Raw genomic sequence first — 18180 nt, forward strand, 5'->3', positions numbered from 1 at the left:
ACGACATTGTGCATCGCATCACATGACACAAACTCATGTGTGGCAAGAGCAGTGGATCGCCAGGGAGAGAGCGCGGATGAGCACCCGGTTGCCGTCACTCAACGGACTGCGCGCCTTCGAAGCCGCCGCACGCCATCTGAGCTTCACCAATGCGGCGAGCGAGTTGAACGTCACGCAGACGGCGATCAGCCATCAGATCAAGCGGCTGGAAGAAGAGCTTGGTCTCAAACTGTTCATTCGGCAGAACCGCGCCCTCGCACTCACCCCGCAGGGACACGACTATCTGCCCGGCGTACGCGCGGCCTTCAACGATCTGCGTCTTGCCACAGACCGGCTCAAGCGCCGCGACAATGACCACGTGCTGACGGTGAGCACGCTCGCATCGATGGCCTCGAAATGGCTCCTGCCGCGCATCTCAGCGTTCCAGAAAGCCCATCCCGATATCGATGTGCGCATCACCACATCGACAAGCATGGTCGATTTCAAGAGCGGCGATGTCGATGCCGCGATCCGTTACGGTCGTGGCCAATGGCCTGGCCTCCGCGCCGACTGGCTGACGGCGGACGATCTGTTTCCGGTCTGCAGCCCGACGCTTCGCACCGGAAAGAAGGCGCTGCTGAAGCCGCAGGATCTCGCGGACTATACGCTGCTGCATTCGAGCGGCGGCTATGACGATGATTGGCGGCTCTGGCTCACCGCGGCCGGATTGCCAACCGATATTTCGAAACAGCCCGGCCTGACCTTCGACATGATCTTCATGACGCTGCAGGCTGCGATCGACGGCCTCGGCGTCGCCATCGGCCGCACCACCTATGTGGAGGGCGATCTCGCCAAGGGCCGACTGGTGGTGCCCTTCGACATGCGCATGCCCGCCGACGCCGGCTTCTATCTGGTGTCTCCCGAAGCGTCGTCGGATTCGCGGAAACTGAAGGCTTTTCGCGACTGGCTGCTCTCCCAGGTCCCGCCGGAACGTGACCGTTCTGGCCGCTGATCGGCATTGTAGACATCACGTGTTCGCGAGCAGATCGCCATCCGAAACATGCTAGAAGTCTGGCCTGTTTCGGAATGGAGCTTGCGATGAATCGGACGACACTGGCTGCGGTTTTCACCCTTCTGGCGCTGGCGCCTGCGCTCGCACAGCAGGCGTCCACACCGCCGGCAGCACCGCCGCCGCCCGACTTCTCAAAGGTCGAGATCAAGACCACGGATCTCGGTGACGGCGTCTACATGCTCGAAGGCCAGGGCGGCAACATGACGCTGGCCACCGCCAAATCGGGCGCCATCCTCGTCGACAGCCAGTTTGCCCCGCTGCACGACAAGATCAAGGCGGCCATCGCCGCGGTGACGCCGCAGCCGGTCAAGTATCTGGTCAACACGCATTTCCACGGCGACCATACCGGCGGCAACGAGGCCTTTGTCAATGAAGGCGCAACCATCGTCGCCAACGTCAAGGTCAGAACCCGCCTGAAAAAAGGCACCACGAACTTCCTGACCGGTGCACAGAATCCGCCTGCGCCGAAGGCGGCGCTCCCGACCAACACCTACACACATCAGCTTAAACTCAGCCTGCGCGGCCGCATCGCCGAACTGCGCCACCCCGACAACGCGCATACCGATGGCGACACCTATGTCTACTTCAAGAGCGCCAATGTCATTGCGACCGGTGATACATTCACCAACGGCCGCTATCCCAATATCGACGTCCTCAACGGCGGCAATATCAAGGGCATGATCGCGGCGACCGACGCCTATCTGAAACTGGCGAATGACACCACCAAGATCGTTCCCGGCCACGGTCCGCTGGCCAACAAGGCTGCGCTGGTCGACTATCGCACCATGCTGGTGACGGCGCGCGATCGCATGACCAAGCTGATCAAGGACGGCAAGACCGAGGACGAGGTTCTGGCGGCCAAGCCATTCGCCGATCTCGACGCCAAATGGGCGCCGAACGAGACCGCCAGCAAGAATTTCATTCGCGCTGTCTATGGATCAATGGCGAAGAAGCCGTGGATCAGGCCCTGGTCAAAACCTTGGGGGAAGAAGTCATGAGAGATCTCATTCCCCTCGCCGAGAAGATCGCGATTGAGCTGATCGCGCGCAAACAGACCATCGGCATAGCTGAATCCTCGACCGGCGGGTTGATCTCCGCAGCACTGCTCGCAGTGCCCGGCGCCTCCGCCTACTTCATCGGCGGCGGCGTGATCTATACGCGCGATGCACGGCGCGTGTTGATGGATATTTCCGATGACGCGTTTAGGATACCGGGCATGCGCTCATCTTCAGAGCCCTACGCACAACTGCTGGCGACGCAGATCCGCACCCGCCTCGGCTGCGACTGGGGACTGTCGGAGACCGGCGCCACCGGCCCCTCCGGCAATCGTTATGGCGATGCCGCCGGCCATAGCTGCATGGCCGTCGCCGGCCCCCGGAACGAGGTCATGACGCTGGAGACCGGCAGTAATGACCGCTCCGGCAACATGCGCAGTTTCGCCCAGACGGCACTGACGTTCCTGCTGAAGAATTTGGCGGGGTAGGACAGCGTCAGGCCGGCACTGCCGCTGCCGCCTGCTCCGCCAGAATGCACCGCACCACACGATTGTCGGCGAGTTCGACATTCGGCGGCGGCGCCTCGACGCAGCGCGGCTGGGCGAATTTGCAGCGCGGCGCGAAGGAGCAATTCACCGGCGGCTTGTCCAGCGACGGCGGCGTACCCGGAATCGTCTCCAGACGCGCCCCGCGCTTGGCGCCGTGCACGGTGGAGGCCAGCAGCCCCTGCGGATAGGGATGCACGGCCGAGCGCACGATCTGGCTCAGCGTGCCCTGTTCGACGATCTGGCCTGCATACATCACCGCGACGCGGTCGCAGATTTCGATGGCCACGCCGATATCGTGCGTGACGAAGATGATCGACATGCCGAATTCGCGCTGCAGCTCGCGCAGCAGCAGCAGGATCTGGATCTGCACGGTGGCATCGAGCGCAGTGGTCGGCTCGTCCGCGAGCAGAATCTTGGGCTTGCAGGCCAGCGCCAGCGCGATCATTGCGCGCTGCCGCATGCCACCGGACATCTCATGCGGATAGGCATCGAGGCGACGCTTGGCGGAGGGGATACGCACGACTTCGAGCATTTCGAGCGCGCGCTTCACGCCCTCGGCCTGGCTCTTGCCCTCGTGGCGCATCACGCTTTCGGCAATCTGCTGGCCGATCGTATAGACCGGATCCAGCGCCAACGCCGGCTCCTGGAAAATCATCGACACCGTTTGGCCGCGAAATGCCGAGAGTTCGTCATCGTCGAGCGCCAGCACATCCTTGCCGAGCACGTTGACCGTGCCGGTGATCTGCGTGCGCTTCTTCGGCAGCAGCCGCATCAGCGCGCGCAAGGTGACGCTCTTGCCCGACCCGGACTCACCGAGCAGCCCGAGCACCTCGCCTTCGCCGAGCGTCAGGTTGAGATCGTTGACTGCATAGACGGTGCGTTCGCCGCCGAACCGGACGTTGAGATTGCGAACCTCGACAAGATTGCTCATGCGAGCTCCGGGCACTGTTTGTGGAAGTCGGTGGCGCGCTGGAAGGCCGCACCGATGGTCAGCAACGTCGCTTCATCGAACGGGCGACCGATCAGCTGCATGCCCACCGGAAGTTTCGACTTGGTGAAACCCGCCGGGATCGAGAGACCGGGCAGACCGAGATAGTTGATCGGGCGCGTGAAGCGCGTCAGGCGCTGGATCATCGCTTCGGCGCCAGAGCTGTTGCCGACATCGGTCTCGGCAATGGTCGGAGCCGCCCCGGGCGAGACCGGTGCGAGCACGGCGTCAGTACCGGTGACTGCAGCCAGATAGGCTGCAAGTGCAGGACCGCGCCAGCGCAGCGCCTCGATATAGGAGACGCCGGTGATCGCGAGACCGTTCTGCAGCCGCATCAGCACCTGCGCGCCATAGTCCTGCGGACGCTCGATCATCCAGCGCTTATGCATCGCCGCAGCTTCCGTCGCGAGCACGAACTGGCAGGCCGCCGTGAGCTGGCCCTGATTGGGCAGATCGACTTCGACGATCTTGACGCCTTCATCCTTCAGCGTCGCGATGCTGTTCTGCAAGATCGCAGCCGTGTCGGCGTCGAGATCGTCGACATAGAATGCCTTGGGAATGCCGACCGTCATGCCTTTGGCGGACGCACGCGTCGCCGCCATGTAGTCCGGCACAGGGCGTGCGCTGGTGGTTGGATCGAGCGGATCGGCACCAGCCATCAGACCGGTCAGCAGCGCGCAATCCTCGACGGTGCGGGCCAGCGGACCGACCGTGTCGAGCGATTGCGACAGCGGCATTGCGCCGGCGCGGCTGACCAGACCGACGGTCGTCTTCAAGCCGGAGACGCCGCAGAAATGCGCTGGCAGACGGATCGACCCGCCGGTGTCGGAGCCCAGCGCTGCAAAAGTCAAACGCGCCGCCACAGCGGAGCCCGAACCCGACGATGAACCGCCGGTGACGTGATCGACATGCCACGGATTATGCACGGCGCCGTAATGCACGTTGTGACCGAGCGGACCATAGGCGAATTCGACCATCTGCAGCGAACCGAGCCGCACCGTGCCGGCATCCTTCAAGCGCTGCAGCGACGTTGCCGTCGTGGTCGCAACCCAGTCGCGGCGAATATGCGAGCCGCATGTCACGACGTGCCCTTCGTCGTAATACATGTCCTTGTGCGCCAGCGGCACGCCGTGCAGTGCGCCGCGGCTCTGCCCCTTGGCGAGCGCGGCATCGGCAGCATCGGCTGCCGTCAGTGCTGCATCGGCCTCGATCGACATGTAGGCGTTGAGGCTCGGCTGCGATTTCACGGCGCGATCGAGGCAGGACTGCGTGGCTTCGCGCGAGGAAATCTTCTTGCTTGCGATCGCGTCGGCGACGTCTGTCAGCGACAGCAATGCGGGTTCGGTTGCGCTCATTTGGCAGCCTTCGTATTCTGAACGGCGAGGAAGGTCGCGGGCTCGAGATCAAACGGCAGCGTCCCGGCCACGGCCGCGAATCCCTCGAAGGCCGGACCGATCGAATTGGCGATGCGCTCCGCAACCTCGTCGGAGGCCGGAAGGCCGCTGACCTCGGTCAGCGCCTTGATCTGCTTGGCAGTGGGTTTGGTCATGTCAGTGCGCTCCTGCGGCAGGTGCTTTGCTGTGGCCCGAACCCGGGATCGCCATGTAACAGGCAGCCTGATGGCCGGTCACAGTGATTTCAGTCAATTTCGGCGTGGCCTCGCCGCACATCGCTTCGGCAAAGGGGCAGCGTGTGTGGAAACGACAACCGGACGGTGGATCGATCGGATTCGGCGGGTCGCCGGTGATCGGCGGCGTTTCGGTACGCTTGTCGGGATCGGACGACGGCATCGCCGCAAGCAGCGCGCGCGTATAGGGATGCGCCGGCCCGTCCCAGACCTCGTCCACCGGACCGAGTTCAACGACCTCACCGAGATACATCACCAGCACACGATCGGAGATATAACGCACCACGTTGAGATCGTGGCTGATGAACAGATATGTCAGTCCGAATTCGCGCTTGAGATCGACCAGCAGGTTGAGCACCTGCGCCTCGACCGATTTATCGAGCGCCGAGACCGCTTCATCGAGAATGACGAGACGCGGCGACAGCGCAAGCGCACGCGCGATGTTGACACGCTGACGCTGCCCCCCGGAGACCTCATGCGGATAGCGGTTGGCGAACGTCTCGGGCCGCAGACCGACCTTGCCGAGCAGCTCGCGCGCCAGCAGCCGCGCGGCTTTATCGGCCATGCCGTGGACCTTTGGTCCGAACGCGATCGATTCCTCGATCGTCAGGCGCGGATTGAGCGAGGCATAGCTGTCCTGAAACACCATCTGCATGCCGCGGCGCAGCTCGCGCAGCGAAAGTTCGCGCCCGACAGTGCGGCCGTCATAGATGATATCGCCGGAATTGCGCGGCATCAGATGCATCAGCAACCGCGCCGTTGTCGACTTGCCGCAGCCGGACTCGCCGACGATGCCAACGGTTTCGCCCTTGGCGATGGCGAAGGACACATCGTCCACCGCGCGCACGGTCTTGCTCGGCGCGAACAATCCGCCGCGCACGGGGAAGTGCTTGGTCAGACTGACCACCTGTAACAGCGGCTGTGCAACACCGCCGATATCTTCGAGCGGTTCCAGCTTGTCGATTTCTTCTACAATATCACTCATGCCATCAGTTCCGGATGTCCATGGCACTGCGCATGCCGTCGCTCAGCAGGTTGAAACAGATCGACACGGCGAAGATCATCGCGCCGGGGAGTGCTGCTACCCATGGGTTGACGTAGATCGCGGTGCGCAGCGTGTTCAGCATCAGACCCCATTCCGGCTCCGGCGGCTTGGTGCCGAGGCCGAGGAACGACAGGCCGGCAGCGAGGATCATCGACACCGAGATCAGGCCGGTGGCGTAGACAAAGATCGAGCCCAGCACGTTACCGAGCATGTGCACCCGCATGATGGTGAAGGCATTCGCGCCGGAGGCACGCGCGGCTTCCACATAATCCATGTTTCGCACGCCGGTGGTGACGCTTTCAGCGACACGCGTGATCTGCGGCACGAAGACGATGGTCAGCGACACGATCGAATTGACGATGCCGGCGCCCAGCGCACCGGAAATCGCAATGGCCAGCAGCACCGACGGGAACGCGTAGAATACGTCGACGGTGCGCATGATCGCGGTATTGAGCTTCCCGCCGACATAGCCGGCCACAACGCCAAGCCCCGTCCCGATGAAGAAGGCAAGGATCACCGGCAGGATGCCGATCAGCAGCGACAGTCGCCCGCCATAGATCAGGCGCGCCAGCATGTCGCGGCCGAGTTCGTCGGTTCCGAGCGGATAGTTGGGTGTGCCGATGAAACGCAAACGGCGAATCATGGAGCCCTGATAGGGATCTGCGAGATGCAGATAGGGCGCAAAGATCGCCGCCAGGAAGATCAGCAGCAGAATGAACGCGCAGGCCATGCTGACCTTGTCGCGCACGATGCGGCGGCCCACCGTGGCCCAATAGCCGCGGGCCTTGGTGGCAGGCGCCGCCTGCAATGCGGTGTCGGTCATCGCGGTCATGAGAGGATATCCAGCATGGTCAGCTCCGCTTGATGCGCGGATCGATCGACGCCTGCGCGATATCGACCAGAAGATTGAGGAACACGAAGAACAGCGCCAGCACGAGGATCGTGCCCTGCAGCAGCGGCAGGTCGCGCTGGAAGATCGCGGAGTTTAAAAGAAGCCCCGAACCGGGCCACGAGAACACGGTCTCGATCAGGATCGAACCGCCGAGCATATAGCCGAGCTGCAGGCCCATCACGGCAAGCGCCGTGGGTGCCGCATTCTTGATGACGTGACGGAACACCTTGGTTTCCTGCAGACCCTTGGCACGCAGCGCCTCGACGAAATCCTGCGACAGGATATCGCCGGTCAGCGCGCGCACCGTGCGGGTCACGATGCCCATCGGAATGACCGAGGTCGTGATCGCCGGCAGCACGAGATATTTGATGTGCTCCCAGTCCCAGGCCCATGAGCCCGAACCGCCCGGCCCTGCGCCAACAGCAGGCAGCCAGTTCAGCTGCACCGAGAAGATGATAACCAGCACCATGCCGAGCCAGTAATGCGGCACGGAGACGCCGGCAATGGCGATCGAGGTCGCAACCTTGTCGACCCAGGTATCGCGGAAATAGCCGGCGATCAGCCCGAAAAACAAACCGAGCGTGAAACCGATGGCGGCGGCCGCGATGGCCAGCGTCACGGTATTGCCGACGGCTTTCATCACCTCTGCCAGAACAGGACGTCCGGTGGCGATGGAGCTGCCGAGATCGCCGTGCAGCGCGCGCCACAGCCAAAGGCCGAACTGCACCGGCAGCGGGCGATCGAAGCCGTAAGCGACGCGCAGTTGCTGCGCCAGTTCCTGCGACGCGTCAGCGGGAAGAATGGCAACGAGAGGATCGCCGGGCGTAATGTGCACCAGCAGGAAACACACCAGCGCCACGCTGAGGACGATAGGAATCACATAGACGACGCGTCGCGCGATGTAGACGAACACTGATCACCTTCGATTCAGAAACTCTGCCCCCTCGTTCGTCATGCCCGGGCCTGACCCGGGCATCCACGTCTTTGCAGCGAAGAAGGCGTGGATGGCCGGGTCAAGCCCGGCCATGACGTGGAGAGGTTCGTGCGAATATCGGCTGCACAATGTGCGGCCGATATTCGCTTGTTGCTTACGGCGTGATCGACACCGGCGAGAAGTCGACGAACCAGCTCTTCGGTTGCACGAAGCCCTTGATCTTCGGGCTCAGCGCACGCGGACCGACGTCATGGGCCACGTAGAGGAAGGCTGCGTCATCGACCGAAGCAGCATGAAGCTCGGCCAGCGCCGCGTCACGTGCCGTCGCGTCGAAGGTGGTGCGTGCCTTGGTCACGAGTTCATCGAACTTCGGATTGTTGATGAAGCCCCAATTGTTCGAGACCGGCGGCGCCATCGACGATTGCAGGAAGCGAACCAGTGCGAAGAACGGATCCATCGCCGCATAGGTGACGTTGGTGGCGTTGGAGCCGTTCGCCGAGGGATCCTTGACGCCGCGGCGCCAGTTGGTGAACAGCGTGTTCCATTCGATGACGTCGAGCTTGACGTCGAAGTAGCACTCCGCCAGCGCCTGCTGCAGATACTCGTTCATCGGCAGCGGCAGCATCTGGCCGGAGCCGGACGCCGAGGTCTGGGTCTTCACTTCGAGCTTCTTGGTAGGGCCGTAACCGGCTTCCTTCATCAGCGCTTGTGCAGCCTTCAGGTCATACTTGATCTCGAAGGTCGGCTTGCCGCGCCAGGGGTGGCCCGGCTCAAAAGTGCCGCTTGCCGGCACCATCAGGCCGGCGAGCAGACCATCCTTCAGGCCTTCGCGATCGATGCAGAGATTGGCGGCCTTACGGACGCGGATGTCGTTCCACGGTGAGCCTTCGGCACGGGAGAACTGCCACGGCCAGACATGCGGCTGCTCGTTCTTCTCGATCTTGAAGCCACGCGCGGTGATTTCCTTGACCGCGTCGGGCGCCGGCGCTTCGACCCAATCCACCTGACCGGACAGCAGCGCAGCGGTGCGGGCGTTGGCTTCCGGCATTGGCAGCAACACCATCTTGTCGGTCTTCGGAACGCGGTCCTTGTTCCAGTAGGCGTCGTTCTTCACCAGTTCGAGACGCTCGCGCGGCGTGAACTTCGACATCTTCCACGGGCCGGTGCCGGAGGCTTCGCGCGCGAAGGCCGCCCATGCGGCCTGCGACTTGGCTTTGGCATCGGCGCCTTCGGCCTTGTCGAACAGCGCCTGCCACTTGGTGGGGCTCGCCATAAAGAGGTTGGTGAGATTGATCGGCAGGAAGGAGTCCGGCTCCTTCGTGGTCAGTTCGACGGTCATGTCGTCGATCTTCTTCGCGGACACCAGGGTCGGCATGCGCGAGGCGGTCACGCCGACCTGGCTGGCGTCGAACTGGACTGCATCTTGTTTGAGCACCTTGTCCACATTCCAGACCACGGCATCCGCATTGAAGGCCGAACCGTCGTGGAAAGTGACGCCGGGACGCAGTTTGAAGGTCCACTTCTTCTTGTCGGCGTCGTCTACTGCCCACTCAGTGGCGAGCGCCGGGATAACAACACTCGCTTTGGTCGCGGACGACAGATCCCAGCCGGTCAGGCCGTCATACATCGTATTGCCGGTGAAACGATTGCCTTCGAAGCCCTGATCGGGCTGGCCAAGCGTCCGCGGAATATCGGCAGCGGTCATGCCGATGCGCAGCACCGTCTCGGCGCGCGCCACCTGTGGCAAGGTCAGGGCCGTGGCGAACGTCAGCAAGGTGATTGCTGCCGCGAGACGGCTCTTTGTTGGCTTTTCGATACGCATCGTAATCAGTCCCTCTTGGATTTGGATGACACGTTGGCTTTCGCCAGTGTTGGCTTGTTCTAAACTGGCTAATTCTTATGCAACGCTTGTGCCAAGGCCTGCAACCTTGCACCGCAATGACTCAAACTGCGGCACTGCAGCACACCAGCACACAGCAACCGTTCGATATGCCCAATCTGGCATCAGGATTGCAGGTATCTGGCGGACAATATCCCACCATACGGAGTCTGGTTTATGCGCGTTCGAAGCTCGTTATTTGTTGCGGCCATCGCCGCCGTCATAAGCGCAGCCGCGCCGGCGCAAGCCGAAACGGTGGTGCGCTATGGCATCTCGATGGCGGACGTGCCGCTGACCACAGGCCAGCCTGATCGCGGCGCCGGAGGCTACCAGTTCACCGGCTACACGATCTACGATCCGCTCGTCGCCTGGGAAATGGATGTCGCCGATCGTCCCGGCAAACTCATTCCCGGCCTCGCCACCGAATGGAAGGTCGACGACACCGACAAGACCAAGTGGCGCTTCACCTTGCGCAAGGGTGTCAAGTTTCACGACGGCAGCGACTTCAACGCCGATGCGGTGATCTGGAATCTCGACAAGGTGCTGAACGAGAAGGCGCCGCAATTCGACAAGCGCCAGAGCGCGCAGGTAAAGACCCGCCTGCCCTCGGTCGCCAGCTACGCCAAGATCGATGACGGCACCGTCGAGATCACCACCAAGAGCGTCGACAGCTTCTTCCCCTATCAGATGCTGTGGTTCCTAGTCTCCAGCCCCGCGCAGTATGAAAAGGTCGGCAAGGACTGGGACAAGTTCGCGTCGCAGCCCTCGGGCACCGGCCCGTTCAAGCTGACCAAGCTCGTGCCGCGCGAGCTCGCCGAGCTCAGCAAGAATCCGGATTATTGGGACAAGAAGCGCATTCCGAAAGCCGACAAGCTTGTACTTGTGCCGATGCCGGAAGCCCTCACCCGCACCAACGCGCTGCTTGCCGGTCAGGTCGATCTGATCGAGACCCCTGCTCCCGACGCTGTGCCGCAGCTCAAGGGCGCCGGCATGAAGATCGTTGACAACGTCACGCCGCATGTCTGGAATTATCATCTCAGCGTGCTGCCGGGTTCGCCCTGGACCGACGTCCGTCTGCGCAAGGCGCTCAACCTCGCCATCGATCGCGATGCCGTCGTTGCGCTGATGAACGGTCTCGCCAAGCCCGCCATTGGCCAGGTCGATCCGTCGAGCCCGTGGTTCGGCAAACCGACCTTCAAGATCAAATATGATCTGGCCGAAGCCAAGAAGCTCGTGAAGGAAGCCGGCTATGGTCCGGAGAAGCCGCTGAAGGCGACCTTCATCATCGCCAATGGCGGCACCGGCCAGATGCTGTCGCTGCCGATCAACGAATTCCTGCAGCAGAGCTTCAAGGAAATCGGCGTCGAGGTCGAGTTCAAGGTCGTCGAGCTCGAAGTGCTCTACACCGCATGGCGCAAGGGTGCGGCCGACGACAGCATGAAGGGCATCACGTCCAACAACATCGCTTACGTCACCTCGGATCCTCTTTACGCCATCGTCCGCTTCTTTCACTCCGGCCAGATCGCACCGGTCGGCGTGAACTGGGGCGGCTACAAGAACCCGAAGGTCGATGCACTGATCGACGAAGCCAAGAACACCTTCGATCCGAAGAAGCAGGACGAGTTGCTCGCTGAAGCCCATGCGCAGATCGTCGACGATGCGGTGCTGGTCTGGGTCGTTCACGACACCAACCCGCATGCGCTGTCGCCGAAGGTGAAGAAGTTCGTGCAGGCGCAGCACTGGTTCCAGGATCTGACGACGATCGGTCTGGACTGATAGCGGCAGCCCATCAACCTTAACGCCGTCATGCCCGGCCTTGTGCCGGGCATCCACGTCTTAGCCTCAAGCAAGAAGGCGTGGATGGCCGGGACAAGCCCGGCCATGACAGTGGAGATTGAGCTAGCGCAACCGAACGATCACGCCTTCGTTGCCCGATAATTCCAGCGCGCCCGAAACGTTCTCGCCATGGCGATCCAGTCCCGTCGCCAGCAATATTTCGCCGCCTCCCACATGCAATGACGCCGGCTCTCCGCTGAGATTGAGGGCGATCAGAACCATTTGCCCGTCATAGACGCGCCGATAGGCCAGCACATCGCCTGCAGCATCCACAGGGTCATAGCTGCCGAACACCAGTTCAGGCATGTGCTTGCGCAAATCGATCAGCTTCACATAGAGGCTGAGAATCGAATGGGGATCGGCCGCGAGAGCGGCCGCATTCTGATGGTGATAGTCCGTGTCCAGCGGCAGCCAGGGCTCGCCGGTCGTGAAACCCGCATGCTCGGTGGCACCCCATTGCATCGGCGTGCGGCATCCGTCGCGGCCGAGACCAATCCCAGGCACGTTCTTTTCGAACGGATCCTGAACCTGCTCCGGTGCAATAGGCACCTGCTTCATGCCGATCTCGTCGCCATAATATAGCGTCGGCGTCCCGCGCAGCGTCAGCAACAACATCGCGGCGACACGCGCCTGAGCCATGCCGACCCGGCTGGCGACGCGCGGCCGGTCGTGATTGCCGAGCACCCAGTTCGGCCAGGCGCCGAGCGGCAGTGCCGCTTCGTAGCGCGCGATCAATTCGCCGATGGCGAAAGCATTCCACGGCGCGGAGAGCAACGCAAAATTGAACGGCAGATGCGCACCCGACAGGTCACTTCCGTAATAGGCGACCAGCCGATCGACCGGAAGATAGATCTCGCCGATCAGCACGCGATCGTCGAATTCATCGACAACGCGGCGCATTTCGGCGACCACATCCAGCGTCTCCGGCCGATCGGTCGAGTAGAGCGGCAGGAAAGCCTCGTGCGGCGGACGTCCAGCCGTAAAATTTGGGTTTGTCGGGTTATCCCGAAACTCTTCGTCCTTGATGAGATGCCAGATCACATCGACGCGAAAGCCATCGACGCCGCGACGCATCCAGAACCGCATCACCTCATAGATCGCGTTGCGAACAGCAGGATTGCGCCAATTCAGGTCCGGCTGTTTGTCGAGAAAGGCGTGGTAGTAATATTGCCCTGTGGCCTCGTCATATTGCCAAGAGCTGCCGCCAAACTCCGACATCCAGTTGGTCGGCACGCTGCCGTCCGGCTTCGGATCGTGCCAGATATACCAATCGCGTTTGGGATTATCGCGCGACGATCGGCTCTCGATAAACCACGGATGCTGATCCGAGGTGTGGTTTGGCACCAGATCGAGAATGATCTTCAGACCATGACCGTGAGCCGCAGCCACCAGCGCGTCGAAATCGGCCGATGTGCCGAAGATCGGATCGATGCCGATATAGTCTGATATGTCATAACCGAAGTCTGCCATCGGGGACGGGAAGATCGGTGACAGCCAGATCGCGTCGATGCCAAGTTGCCGCAGATAGGGAAGCCGGCCGACGATGCCCGCCAGATCGCCGATGCCGTCTCCGTTGGAGTCCTGAAACGACCGCGGATAGATCTGATAGATGGTACCGGCCTGCCACCAGACTGTCGCTGCAGTTGCCATAGTTATGTCACTCAATGTTCTGAGGCTTCCTTCACGCACGAAAAAACGGCCCTTCCGAGGAAGGGCCGCCTCTCGTTCGGCGCAATATTAGTAGCGTTCGATGACAGTACGACGTTCAACGCCGCCATCGTAATAGCCACGATCGCGGTCGCGGCTCCGCTTGATGATCACGGTCTCGTTGCGGTCACGGCGATCGCGGTAGTAACCGCGGTCATAATCGTCGCGATAGCGGTCGCGGCCGACGGCGCCGACCGTAACGCCTCCCGGACCGACGCCAACGCCGATCTCCTGGGCCTTGGCTGGAATTGCGCTGCTGATGCCCGCCGCAGCAACGGCGATGATGGCAAGATGCTTAATCATGACGTGCTCCTCGTGTGTGAACCATGAGGTAGCAATCCCGCGCTGCAGGGTTGGTTCCGAGAACATTACAAAACGATCATGCGCAACGCGCGCGAAAGCTCGGAACCAACCGAGGTTTAGCCGACCGTGAACTAGCCGGGCGGTATAATTGCGTTGCTCGGTGTCGGCCGATCGGTGATCTGCTGGCCGAACAGGCTGCCGACCAGCTCGACCATCACCCGTGCGGTACGCCCGCGCTCATCCAGAAACGGGTTGAGCTCGACGACATCCAGCGAACACATCAGGCCGGAATCGTGCAGCAGCTCCATGATCAGATGCGCCTCACGATAGGTCGCGCCGCCGGGCACCATGGTGCCAACGCCGGGCGCTGTTGCAGGATCGAGGAAATCCACATCGAAGGACACATGCAACACGCCGTTGCGCGCCTTGACCCGCTCGATGACACGGCGGATCAGAACGCCGACACCGAACTCGTCGATCTGCCGCATATCTGCAATGGCCACCTTGCGTGCGTGCACCAGCTCTTTCTCGAGCTTGTCGATGGAGCGGATCCCGAACAGATCGAGATTGTCAGGCTTGATCGAGGCCCGAGGCTCCACACCGAGCAGGCCGTCGAGACCGGACTCGCCGCACAGAAAGGCCGCGGACATCCCATGCATATTGCCGGTGATGGTCGTATGCGGCGTGTTGTAATCGGCATGTGCATCGAGCCACAGCACGAACAATTCGCGCCCCTGTTCATGCCAGTGGCGCGCGACGCCGTTGACAGATCCCATGGACAGGCTGTGGTCACCGCCCATGAAGATCGGGAGTGCCCCTGATCGTGCCAGCGTATAGGCCCGGGCGCTCAGCGCCTGAATCCAGTTCTGGATCACACGGTAATGCCTGGCATTGTCGGGTGGTGTATCGGTTGACAGAGGCTCAGACGGCGGCACCAGATCGCCGTGGTCTTCCACCGCGAAACCAAGCTCTTCCAGCAACGGACCAAGCCCCGCGGTGCGCATCGCTGCCGGTCCCATCAAGGTCCCGCGCTGCGAGGCCCCGACTTCGACTGGCGCGCCCAGCAATGCGATGCGTTTGTGACGTGAGACATCGGTCATAAGCAAAACTCCGGGCTAGCGACCCTCGCAGGCCAAGATATATTCCGAAACAGCCTGATTGCATTGCAACGGAAATGCGGCAGCGCAGTTATCCCGCGCATTTTCATCACCAGACAGTGGGGCAATCGTGACGAACAGAGTAGTCGAAGAAGGTCTTCCCTATCCCTTTGGCGCGCATTGGGACGGAAAGGGCACCAACTTCGCGCTCTTCTCTGCCAATGCCACCAAGGTCGAGGTCTGCCTGTTCGACGGCGACAAGGAAACGCGAATCGAATTGCCGGAATATACCGACGAGGTGTTTCACGGCTACATCCCCGACGTCGGCCCCGGCAATTTCTATGGCTATCGCGTCCATGGCCCGTATGAGCCGGAAAAGGGCCATCGCTTCAATCCGAACAAGCTGCTGCTCGATCCCTATGCCCGTGCCCATGCCGGGCAGCTCGAATGGAATCCGGCCGTGTTCGGCTACAAGATGGAGAGCGGCGACGACACCACCTTCGACGAACGCGACTCGGCGCCCTTCATGCCGAAATGCGTGATCGTCGATCGCGACTTCGACTGGGCCGGCGAGGCCGGCCGGCAGCCCGTGCCATGGGACCAGACCATCATCTACGAGACCCACGTCAAGGGCTTCACCAGGCTGCATCCCGACGTGCCCGAGAAGCTGCGCGGCACCTATGCCGGCTTCGGCAGCAAGCCTGTGGTGGACTATCTCTGCGGCCTCGGCATCACTTCGGTCGAGCTGCTGCCGGTCCATACTTTCATCAATGACGACTATCTGCTGAACAAGAAGCTGGTGAATTACTGGGGCTATAATTCCATCGGCTTCTTCGCACCCGATCCGCGCTACGCCTCAGACGTGCCGAACTCGCTGCGCGAGTTCAAGGAGATGGTATCAGCGCTGCATGCCGGCGGGCTCGAGGTCATCCTCGACGTGGTCTATAACCACACTGCCGAAGGCAACGAGCTAGGCCCGACCCTGTCGTTCAAGGGCATCGACAATGCCAGCTATTACCGGCTGATGCCGGACAAGCCGCGCTATTACATCAACGACACCGGCACCGGTAACACGGTGAACCTATCCAATGCCCGAGTCATCCAGATGGTGGCGGACAGCCTGCGCTACTGGGTGCGGGAGATGCATATCGACGGATTCCGCTTCGATCTCGGCACCATCCTGGCGCGCGAAGTCTACGGCTTCACCGAACAGAGCGGCTTCCTGAAAGCCGTCGATCAGGATCCATTGCTGACGACAGTGAAGCTGATCGCCGAACCCTGGGACATCGGCCCCGGCGGTTATCAGGTCGGCGGTTTCCCGCCCGGCTGGGCGGAATGGAACGACAAGTTCCGCGATACCGCGCGTGACTTCTGGCGCGGCAAAGCGCCGGTCGCGGCACTGGCACCTCGTCTCGTCGCGTCCGGCGACATGTTCAACCATCAGGGGCGCCGCGCCTGGGCCAGCATCAATTTCGTCACCGCTCACGACGGCTTCACGCTGAATGATTGGGCGAGCTACAACGAGAAACACAACGAGGCCAATGGCGAGAACAACAAGGACGGCAGCTCCAGCAACCGCTCATGGAATTGCGGCGCCGAAGGGCCGACCGACGACAAGGCGATCATCGCCCTGCGCGAGCGGCAGAAGCGCAATATGCTGGCGACGCTGCTGTTCTCTCAGGGCACGCCGATGCTGCTCGGCGGCGATGAATTCGGCCGCACGCAGAATGGCAACAACAACGCCTATTGCCAGGACAGCGAGATTTCCTGGTTCAACTGGAGCCTGACGACCGAGGGCAAGGACCTTCTCGCTTTCACCAAGCGGCTCATCAAACTGCTCGGCGGCTGCTCGGTCCTGCGCCGCAGCCGCTTCCTGACCGGCGAGCACGATCCCGACCTCGATGTTCGTGACGTCACGTGGATCAACGCCAATGGCGGCCCGATGCAGGATGCGCATTGGAAAGACGGCAACATGAAGTGCTTCGGCATGCTGCTGGACGGCCGCGCGCAAAAGACCGGCATTCACAAGCCGGCCGAGGATCAGACCATGCTGATGATTCTCAACGGCTTCGAAGGACTGGTCGATTTCACGATGCCAGAGGCGTTTGGTGGACAGGCATGGGAACTTCTGGTGGATACCAACATTCCCGATACGAAGGGTGGCGAGGATTTCCCGTTCGGCCATATGTATCAGGTGACCGCCCGCTCGCTGCTGCTGTTGTCCCTGAAGAAATAGCTTATGGCGCAGCGGGGCCGGCGCGGCCTCGCTGCCCACATTTTCTGCACATTCCTGTCACTGAACCTCGGAACGATGTTTGGTGACTACACTTGTCTGGCAACGATGAATTCCTGATTTGCCGAGCTAGCGGAGACGCAAAAGTGAAGATTCGCGCGGGCTACGACATCGCTTTCCAGTGCTTGCAGGAAACGCCCATGATCCTGATGCTCAGCATTCATCCTTCGCGCGCGAAGGATTTGCAGAGCCCACACCGCATCCAGTTTTCCCACGACGTACAGGCGCATGACTATCTCGACATGTTCGGCAATACCTGCACGCGCATCGTCGCGCCGCCCGGACTGATCGAGATCAGGAATGACTTTCTCATCTCCGATAGCGGATTGCCGGATGCGGCTCCGCCATCAGGGCCGCTGCAGGCGGTCGGCGAACTGCCTGACGAGGTCATGGTCTTCCTGCTCGGCAGCCGCTATTGCGACACGCAGAAGCTGTCAGATCTTGCCTGGTCGCTGTTCGGCCATATCGAGGATGGCGCGGCACGCGTCCAGGCCATAGTCGATTACGCGCATCAGCGTATCGAATTCGGCTATCACCATGCCCGCAACGATCGCACCGCCTTCGAAGGGCACGAGGAACGTATCGGCGTTTGCCGCGACTTTGCTCATCTGGCCGTCACGCTGTGCCGCTGCATGAACATTCCGGCACGCTATTGCACCGGCTATCTCGGTGATATCGGCGTGCCCATCGATCCCGCACCGATGGATTTCAGCGCCTGGTTCGAAGTCTATCTCGGAAACAAGTGGTACACATTCGATGCGCGCCACAATCATCCACGCATCGGCCGTATCGTGATGGCCCGCGGCCGCGATGCCGCGGACGTGGCGATCTCCACCAATTTCGGTCCGACGCCGCTGGTGCGCTTTACGGTGGTCACGGAAGAGGTTTTTAGCGAAGCCACCCCTGCCATCGCACCGATGTCGATGGTGGCCTGATCGTCGTTTCGAGGCAGTTGGTAATTGCAAAGCCACCCGTGTCCGCGAGT

The 18180-nt window shown here is 61.7% G+C and carries 16 protein-coding genes; 6 read left to right on the forward strand and 10 right to left on the reverse strand.

Features of this window, described 5'->3' with window-relative positions:
• The first annotated feature begins 76 nt into the window (after positions 1 to 76).
• The 3 genes from AB7828_RS16240 to AB7828_RS16250 all read left to right on the forward strand — a co-directional run bounded on the left by AB7828_RS16240 (position 77) and on the right by AB7828_RS16250 (position 2534).
• Entirely contained in the window at positions 77 to 991 is a 915-nt protein-coding gene (locus tag AB7828_RS16240; RefSeq protein WP_441230608.1) for a transcriptional regulator GcvA, read from the forward strand.
• Between the two features lie 86 nt (positions 992 to 1077).
• Positions 1078 to 2049: an MBL fold metallo-hydrolase gene (locus AB7828_RS16245; protein WP_441230609.1), complete on the forward strand. Its 972-nt coding sequence runs from the start codon at positions 1078 to 1080 to the stop codon at positions 2047 to 2049.
• Positions 2046 to 2534, forward strand: a complete 489-nt coding sequence (locus AB7828_RS16250; RefSeq protein ID WP_120287056.1) for a CinA family protein — start codon at positions 2046 to 2048, stop codon at positions 2532 to 2534. Before AB7828_RS16245 ends, AB7828_RS16250 begins: the two co-directional genes overlap by 4 nt.
• A 7-nt stretch (positions 2535 to 2541) precedes the next feature.
• Here the strand turns inward: AB7828_RS16250 and AB7828_RS16255 are convergent, their stop codons facing one another.
• The 7 genes from AB7828_RS16255 to AB7828_RS16285 all read right to left on the reverse strand — a co-directional run bounded on the left by AB7828_RS16255 (position 2542) and on the right by AB7828_RS16285 (position 9902).
• Positions 2542 to 3525: an ABC transporter ATP-binding protein gene (locus AB7828_RS16255; protein WP_093757055.1), complete on the reverse strand. Its 984-nt coding sequence runs from the start codon at positions 3523 to 3525 to the stop codon at positions 2542 to 2544.
• Positions 3522 to 4937 (reverse strand): amidase, encoded by a 1416-nt coding sequence (locus AB7828_RS16260; protein ID WP_441230610.1) that lies wholly within the window; start codon positions 4935 to 4937, stop codon positions 3522 to 3524. Before AB7828_RS16260 ends, AB7828_RS16255 begins: the two co-directional genes overlap by 4 nt.
• Complete coding sequence (locus AB7828_RS16265) at positions 4934 to 5131, reverse strand: hypothetical protein (protein ID WP_120287058.1); 198 nt, start codon at positions 5129 to 5131, stop codon at positions 4934 to 4936. Before AB7828_RS16265 ends, AB7828_RS16260 begins: the two co-directional genes overlap by 4 nt.
• Before the next feature lies 1 nt (position 5132).
• Complete coding sequence (locus tag AB7828_RS16270; protein ID WP_441230611.1) at positions 5133 to 6194, reverse strand: ABC transporter ATP-binding protein; 1062 nt, start codon at positions 6192 to 6194, stop codon at positions 5133 to 5135.
• Positions 6195 to 6198: 4 nt separating this feature from the next.
• The gene (locus AB7828_RS16275) at positions 6199 to 7077 is read right to left on the reverse strand and encodes an ABC transporter permease (protein ID WP_170849596.1); all 879 of its coding nucleotides are present in this window, start codon (positions 7075 to 7077) and stop codon (positions 6199 to 6201) included.
• Between the two features lie 28 nt (positions 7078 to 7105).
• Positions 7106 to 8059 carry an ABC transporter permease gene (locus tag AB7828_RS16280; protein WP_175365626.1) on the reverse strand — a complete coding sequence of 318 codons (954 nt, stop codon included), beginning with the start codon at positions 8057 to 8059 and terminating at the stop codon, positions 7106 to 7108.
• A 175-nt stretch (positions 8060 to 8234) separates the two neighbouring features.
• Positions 8235 to 9902, reverse strand: a complete 1668-nt coding sequence (locus AB7828_RS16285) for an ABC transporter substrate-binding protein (protein WP_441230612.1) — start codon at positions 9900 to 9902, stop codon at positions 8235 to 8237.
• A 234-nt stretch (positions 9903 to 10136) separates the two neighbouring features.
• Here AB7828_RS16285 and AB7828_RS16290 point away from each other — a divergent pair, with 234 nt between their 5' ends.
• On the forward strand, positions 10137 to 11735 hold the full coding sequence (locus AB7828_RS16290; RefSeq protein WP_441230613.1) for an ABC transporter substrate-binding protein: 1599 nt from the start codon (positions 10137 to 10139) through the stop codon (positions 11733 to 11735).
• A 123-nt stretch (positions 11736 to 11858) separates the two neighbouring features.
• Here the strand turns inward: AB7828_RS16290 and AB7828_RS16295 are convergent, their stop codons facing one another.
• From AB7828_RS16295 to rocF, 3 genes are all read right to left on the reverse strand, one after another.
• The gene (locus tag AB7828_RS16295) at positions 11859 to 13445 is read right to left on the reverse strand and encodes an alpha-amylase family glycosyl hydrolase (RefSeq protein ID WP_441230614.1); all 1587 of its coding nucleotides are present in this window, start codon (positions 13443 to 13445) and stop codon (positions 11859 to 11861) included.
• A gap of 87 nt (positions 13446 to 13532) precedes the next feature.
• The gene (locus AB7828_RS16300) at positions 13533 to 13805 is read right to left on the reverse strand and encodes a hypothetical protein (protein WP_371423346.1); all 273 of its coding nucleotides are present in this window, start codon (positions 13803 to 13805) and stop codon (positions 13533 to 13535) included.
• Between the two features lie 131 nt (positions 13806 to 13936).
• Positions 13937 to 14905 (reverse strand): arginase, encoded by a 969-nt coding sequence (rocF, locus tag AB7828_RS16305; RefSeq protein ID WP_441230615.1) that lies wholly within the window; start codon positions 14903 to 14905, stop codon positions 13937 to 13939.
• Between the two features lie 127 nt (positions 14906 to 15032).
• Here rocF and glgX point away from each other — a divergent pair, with 127 nt between their 5' ends.
• Both glgX and AB7828_RS16315 read left to right on the forward strand, forming a co-directional pair.
• Positions 15033 to 17138, forward strand: a complete 2106-nt coding sequence (gene glgX / locus AB7828_RS16310; protein WP_441230616.1) for a glycogen debranching protein GlgX — start codon at positions 15033 to 15035, stop codon at positions 17136 to 17138.
• Positions 17139 to 17281: 143 nt separating this feature from the next.
• Positions 17282 to 18130 (forward strand): transglutaminase-like domain-containing protein, encoded by an 849-nt coding sequence (locus AB7828_RS16315; RefSeq protein ID WP_441230617.1) that lies wholly within the window; start codon positions 17282 to 17284, stop codon positions 18128 to 18130.
• Positions 18131 to 18180: the final 50 nt, after the last annotated feature.

This window comes from Tardiphaga sp. 215_C5_N2_1, assembly GCF_052076055.1.
GTDB lineage: Bacteria > Pseudomonadota > Alphaproteobacteria > Rhizobiales > Xanthobacteraceae > Tardiphaga > Tardiphaga robiniae.